This window comes from Sphingomonas sp. NCPPB 2930, from assembly GCF_042867205.1.
Classification (GTDB): domain Bacteria; phylum Pseudomonadota; class Alphaproteobacteria; order Sphingomonadales; family Sphingomonadaceae; genus Sphingomonas.
In genome coordinates, this window is record NZ_JBHZQU010000036.1 from 1 (window position 1) to 6206 (window position 6206).

A 6206-nucleotide genomic window follows, 5' to 3' on the forward strand; every position below is an offset into this window, starting at 1 on the left:
TGCTTCACCTGCGCTCTTGCGCGACAACACCGGTCGGTCTCTGGTTGCCGCTGGTTGAAAGACTGGGGTCACGTCAACGGCAGCGAAGAACGTCGTGGGGCAGCGATCGTAGCGAGTGGCAACGCGCCGCCAGTCTTTGAGACGGCCGAACATGACCTCGATGCGGCTGCGGTGCTGGTAGCGGCGCTTGTCATATCTGACCGGCTCGTTGCGCGATCGCCGGCCTGGGATGCAGGGCTGGATGCCCTTGGCCTGGAGAGCGTCCCTGAACCAATCGGCGTCGTAGCCCCGGTCGCCGAGCAGCCACTGCGCTTTCGGCAGGTCGTCCAGCAGCGCTGCCGCGCCGATGTAGTCGCTGACTTGGCCTGCGGTCATGAAGAAGCTCAAAGGGCGTCCGTTCGCATCGGCCAAGGCGTGGAGTTTGGTGTTCATGCCACCTTTGGTGCGCCCAATCAGGCGGCCGAGATCCCCTTTTTAACCCGCAGGCTCGATGCCGTGCGGTGCGCCTTGAGGTAGGTCGCGTCGATCATGACCGTCTTCGGCTCGCCACCGACCGCAGCCAGACCCTCCATCATCCGCGTGAACACGCCCGCCTCGCCCCAACGCTTCCAGCGGTTGTAGAGCGTCTTGTAGGGCCCGTAGGCGCTGGGTGCATCGCGCCAGCGCAGGCCGTTGCGGTTCACGAACACGATGCCGCTCAGCACCCGCCGGTCATCGACCCGCGGCTTACCGTAGCTCTTGGGAAAGAACGGCCGCAGCCGCTCGATCTGCTCGTCCGTCAGCCAAAACAGGTCGCTCATCCCGGTCTCCTCGCGGAGCCTGAATCAGATCCCGACGCTCACATCAATGGGTCCTGACCCTAGCGGAGTAGAGCGCGGTCCCTCGCTCGCGGGCGGGATGCCATAATCACCACTATGGAAGCAACTTTCCTCGGCTCGGGCTGAATAAGTCTCCCCAAAAAATCGTCATCCACTATGCTATTCGAAGGGGGAATCATCTTTGTGAATCAGACGGCAAATACTTCGGAAGCGGCGGTTCTCGGCTCGCTGGTCGCATGGTCGCAGGACTGCCCGAACTGGCAGCGCGACGCCCTGCGCCGCCTTTGCCTCACGTCCGCCCTCGACAATGATGATACGGCCGCTCTGCTCGCCATCTGCAAGGGCGAAGCGGCCGCTACACCGTTGACCGGAGACCATGTTCGCGCGGCTTCGGCATCGCAATCTGTCGTCACGCTCAAGCAGCTTCATGGCACCCAGCATGTCAACGCGCTCGCGGCCGGGGAACGTCTGACCTTCGCACGCAGCGGCCTTACCGTTGTCTATGGAGACAATGGTTCCGGGAAGTCAGGCTATGCCCGCATTCTCAAGAAAATGTGCCGCGCCCGTGTCGCAGGCAAAAGCGAAGCGATCCTGCCGAACATCTATGACGCCAATCCCGGCACGCCCACGGCGTCGATAGACTTCGCCATAAACAGCCAGAACAGTTCGGCAAACTGGGCGCTCGATCAAGTCTCCGATCCGGCGCTGTCGGCGGTCAACGTGTTCGACAGCCGCACCGCCAGCGTCCACGTCAGTCAGGTCAACGACGTCGCCTACACGCCGTTCCCCTTGAAGATACTGGGTCAGCTTGCCCAAGCCTGCCAGTCGCTCAAGGAAAGGCTCAACGCGGAAATCAAAACGATCGAAGCGCAGACACCGCAAGCGATCAAACAGCCCAATTGCAAGCCACACACCGATGTCGGCAGGTTGTTCGCGCGTCTGGCGAAAGCCACGCCGGAAAAGGTGCAGGCGCTGGCAGCGCTGAGCCAGGAGGAAGCAGACCGGCTGGGCCAGCTCAATCGCGATCTGGCGAGCGATCCGGTCAGGGCCGGGCGCCAGCTCGCGACACTCAAGGTCAAGGTGGAAGGCATCGCATCGCGCATAGTCGCGCTTGCCGGTGCTGTTGCTCCGATCCGTGCCGATGAACTGCACAGGGCAGCCGATGATTATGCCACGGCGCGGGCGGCGGCGCAGGCTGCGTCCACCGCTCTGTTCGTGGACGAACCATTGCCCCACATCGGTTCGGAGACCTGGCGGGCGCTATGGGAGGCCGCCCGGCGCTATTCCGAAGCCGACGCCTATCCTGACCGGCCGTTCCCGGTCACGCAGCCACCATCGGTCTGTGTCTTGTGCCAGCAGGACATCGCACCCGAGGCTGGCGTCCGCCTCAATCGGTTCGAGGCATTCATCAGGGATGACAGCAAGCGGCGCGAGAACGAGGCGAAAGACATATATGATGCAGCCCTTGCGAGCCTGCGCGCCGCGAAGATTTCACGGGCGGACCTCAAGGCGATGGTCCGCTGCGCGGTCGATGACCTTTCCGATGATGCGTTGGGGCAGGATCTTCGCCGCAGCGTCGTCATCAATCTCTGGCGGCTTAGGCAGATGGAACGCCGTCACGGGGAGCAGACTCGGCCTATATATCGCGATCCGGTAGCGCCTCCGGCCGAAAGGTTCAGCGCCCATGCCACCGATCTGTCCAACCGGGCCGCAGGGCTGACCGCTGAAGCGGATACGCCGGAGCGCAAAGCGCTGATTGCCGAGCGAGACGGACTGGCCGATCGTCAATGGCTAGGAACGATACTCGACGACGTTTTGGCTGAGATCGAGCGCATCAAGAAGATCGCGGTGCTCAAGAAAGCGGAACAGGATACCCGGACCAACAGGATCACCGGCAAGAGCACGGAGGTCGCCGAGGCGCTTGTGACCAATGCACTTCGCGCGCAGTTCGCGATCGAAGTCGGCCGGATAGGCGTAACCGGGCTGGCGATAGAACTAAAGCAGGAAAAGAGCGCTTACGGCATCCCCCGCTTCAAGGTGGCGCTGACGCGCAATCCGGCCGCCGGGGTCGGTGATGTGCTGAGCGAGGGCGAGCATCGCTGCGTGGCGCTTGCCGCCTTCCTCGCGGAACTCGCCACCAGCGACAGCAAATCCGCCATCGTGTTCGATGATCCCGTATCCTCGCTCGACCATATGCACCGGGAGGCGGTCGCCAAACGGTTGATCGAGGAAGCGGTGGACCGGCAGGTGATCGTGTTCACCCACGACATTGCTTTCCTGTTCCTGCTGGATGAAGCGTGCCGCGAGGCGGACCCGAAACCCCAACTGGCGATCCGTTCGATCAGCCGCGGCCGTGACGCGGCGGGCTTCTGCAACACCGATCCGCCGTTCAAGGCGCGGCCGCTGGCCGACGTGATCGGCGCCATGCAATCCCGGCTCGACAATGAGCGTGTCCACCATGATCGCGGCAATCATGCACAGTGGGAAGTCACGGTGCGCTCGTTGCAGGAGCAGCTTCGGACCTGCTGGGAGCGTGCGGTTGAGGATACTGTCGCGCCAGTGTTGCGCCGCCTCTCGCATAAGGTCACGACGCCCGGCCTTGTCCGAATGACCGCGATCACGCGTCAGGACTGCGAGGACATGCGCGACGCCTACGGCAGGTGTTCGGCCTTGCTGCACAGCGAAGCGCGGGAACTCAATGCGCCGCTACCAACAGCCGAGGCGGTCCAGGCGGAAATCACGGCACTAAAAGCGTGGGTTGATTCGGTGGTCCAGCGGCAGAAAGCCGTCGCACCGGTCTGACCATCATGAGCGCCGGAAATCGGAACAAAATGAGAATCGAAATATCCTCTAGGCTCTGCCATATGTAGGTCAGGCAAGTCCGCACCGGCACGAAGCATGGGAGGATATATGGCGATCGAATTCCGGCGCGGGGGCCGTAAAGTGTCCAGTGGCGATTTCTTCAGCGGCATGATGGACGATGTGCTTGAGCAGGCCATGACCAGCTATGCCGCCGAACTGCATGGCAAGGCCGCTTCGCTCGTCGATCCCGAAACGGGGAAGCATGTGCCGGTTTTCGTGCGGCGCGTCGGTAAACGGGGCTGGACCGTCCATACCAGCGGATCGCCCGCTTTCGCGCGGGCGCTGGAACAGCGACTGGGTTTGAACAAGGGAGAAGTCCACGGCATGAATGAACCGGCGAACCGCGAGCGACTGGTTTATCTCGCCCATGCGTCCGAAGATAAGCCCATCGTCAAGCCGCTGGCCGAAGGGTTGATGCAGCGTGGAATCGAAGTCTGGTATGACAATTGGGAAATCGGATACGGAGACAGTCTTCGCCGGAAGATGGAGGAAGGGTTAGGTGGCTGCACGCATTTCGTCGTGCTTCTGACGGAAACCTCGATCCAGAAGCCGTGGGTGAACGAGGAAATTGACGCAGGGCTGATGCGCTCGGTCGAAGGCAGCGCCAAGTTTATCGGCCTGCGCCGCGATCTGCCGCTGTCTGCGGTATCGCCGTTCCTCAAGACCAGACTGACTCCCGAGTTCCAGCCGGGCGATGAAGGGCTGGATGCGCTCGCCGCCGAAATCTTCGGGATCAGCCGAAAGCCCCCGCTCGGTGAGAAGCCGCGATATGTCCAGTCTCATGAGGCGGGGTCCGCCTGGTCCTCATCGGCGCGTGTGGTTGCCGAATATTTCGTGCGGAACAGCGAACATGCGCAGTCGATGGACCCGCAGGCCGACTATGCGACGATCCAGCAGGCCACCGGCCTGCCCATGCCGGACGTGCGGATCGGGGTGCTCGATCTTGTCGGCGCCGGGCTACTCGAAAAGCAGGATTATATCGGTGGGGAGTCCCACATCTGGCCCAAGGCCGACCTGTTCGCGACGTTCGACGCTGATTTCATGGAATGGAACCCGGAAAACGACGCTCGCGATCTCGCCGTGCATTTGCTCAATCTCGACAGCGATCAGGCGGATAGCAGCGAAGTCGGTAGCGCGCTTGGCTGGGAAGCGCGGCGGTTCAATTCCGCTGCGGCCTATCTCGTGGCGGCGCGCGTCGTCGAGCCGATTGAGCATATGGGCGGGGATGCCTATTGGCCTTGCGGCTTCCTGATGGGCGACGAATTGCTGCGGTTTGTGCGCAGCCTGTGACGGACATGATGTAGAACATCGGCAGGCTATCGCAGCAGATGCCGCCAGCCGCCGTCGGTCAGGCCGTTCGCCGTTCGCAACAATCGCTTGATGTGCGTCCGCATATGATCGGACCTGCCATACCATTGATCGCTCAAGGTCGCTTCACCGTGCAGGACGATGGCGATCTCCCGGTGGCTTGCTCCGGCCTGTCGTCCATCCCATGCCTGGAGGGCCATCGCCCATCGCCGCGCCCGTCGTTCGGGTGGGAACAGCGTCACCGGAAAGCGCCCAAGGCGGCATAAAGCGTTCAGCCGGCGCAGCGTCATGATCTTCGCGCCTGCATGACTGTTGCCGGGGACATGGAAATCGAGCCGGACAGGGCCATTGAGCAGCGTGCCGGATCGGACCTCGACGCGAATACAGCGCGGGCCATCGGCTATCAGCACATGCTCGCCGCCGCCCACATGGCGCAAGACGACGATGGGATAGGGAAGCGCGCAAAGGTCGAAGGCGTCGGGCATATCGGGCGCAGCAGGCGATGCATCGACCGCCAGCACCGGCGCGGGCAGTTCGCCGCACCAGAATACATGCCCGGCGAACTCGTCCATGCCGCCGATCGCCGCCAGCGGCACGACGCGGCTGCACGCGCGATCGGAATCATGGATAGTGAGGACGCAGAGCGGCGGACGCGCGCGGAGCAGCGTCCATGACGGCATGCAGGGCAAGGCGGCGTCGCGGCCAAGCGCGCGGCGCAGACATTCCCATGCCCATGTCACCTTGTCGAAACCCAGCAGATGGTCGTAGCGCGCGCGGTTGCGCCATGCGGATGCGGCATCCGCCCGGATGGTCCTTGCCATGATCCTCTCCCTGTGGGCCGCGCACCATCGCCAGGCGTTACGGGCGGGCCTCGCGCCACGGCCCCGAATTGTGCGGGGCGAATGTCGGCACGATGCGGACATGGCAGGATCGGCGGCCGCCCGTCTCTCGCGATATGTGGTTAATTGCCGGAAATCGCTGTCAAAGCCGTGCGGGATCTACCTTCGCAAGGCGCGCTGGTGCTGCCAGCCCTTGTTCGTGAGCATGAGCGTATCGGTCGCCTCTGCCGTGGGCTGAGCAAGCGTGCGGCCGATCGCGGGCAGCGCGGCCTTGATCGCGGCATTGTCGGTCCACGGCGCAATAGGCATCGTGGACAAAGGGTAGCCAGAGCAGGACTGAGGCGAGGCTAACGAAGCCGATGTAGGACTGGGTGGTTTT

The 6206-nt window shown here is 63.1% G+C and carries 4 protein-coding genes; 2 read left to right on the forward strand and 2 right to left on the reverse strand.

Annotation, left to right across the window (positions count from 1 at the left end):
* Positions 1-800, reverse strand: a protein-coding gene (locus tag ACFX59_RS18115) for an IS5 family transposase (RefSeq protein WP_387434432.1) whose coding sequence is annotated in 2 segments (ribosomal slippage) — positions 1-461 and positions 461-800 — 801 coding nt annotated over the 2 segments. Because the reading frame shifts where the segments join, the coding sequence is not laid out codon by codon here. This gene is flagged as partial in the annotation.
* Positions 801-1001: 201 nt separating this feature from the next.
* Here ACFX59_RS18115 and ACFX59_RS18120 point away from each other — a divergent pair.
* On the forward strand, positions 1002-3620 hold the full coding sequence (locus ACFX59_RS18120) for an AAA family ATPase (protein ID WP_387434434.1): 2619 nt from the start codon (positions 1002-1004) through the stop codon (positions 3618-3620).
* A 108-nt stretch (positions 3621-3728) separates the two neighbouring features.
* Positions 3729-4970, forward strand: coding sequence for a toll/interleukin-1 receptor domain-containing protein (locus tag ACFX59_RS18125; protein ID WP_387434436.1), 1242 nt, complete (start codon positions 3729-3731; stop codon positions 4968-4970).
* 26 nt (positions 4971-4996) lie between these two features.
* Here ACFX59_RS18125 and ACFX59_RS18130 read toward each other — a convergent pair whose 3' ends face one another.
* A complete protein-coding gene (locus tag ACFX59_RS18130; RefSeq protein WP_387434438.1) occupies positions 4997-5809 on the reverse strand; it encodes a DNA -binding domain-containing protein in 813 nt (270 codons plus the stop codon).
* Positions 5810-6206 lie beyond the last annotated feature (397 nt).

Bases quoted from the DNA above. Each gene is read 5' to 3' on its own strand.
- ACFX59_RS18125 (WP_387434436.1), top strand. From the start codon at position 3,729: ATGGCGATCGAATTCCGGCGCGGGGGCCGTAAAGTGTCCAGTGGCGAT.
- ACFX59_RS18130 (WP_387434438.1), bottom strand. From the start codon at position 5,809: ATGGCAAGGACCATCCGGGCGGATGCCGCATCCGCATGGCGCAACCGC.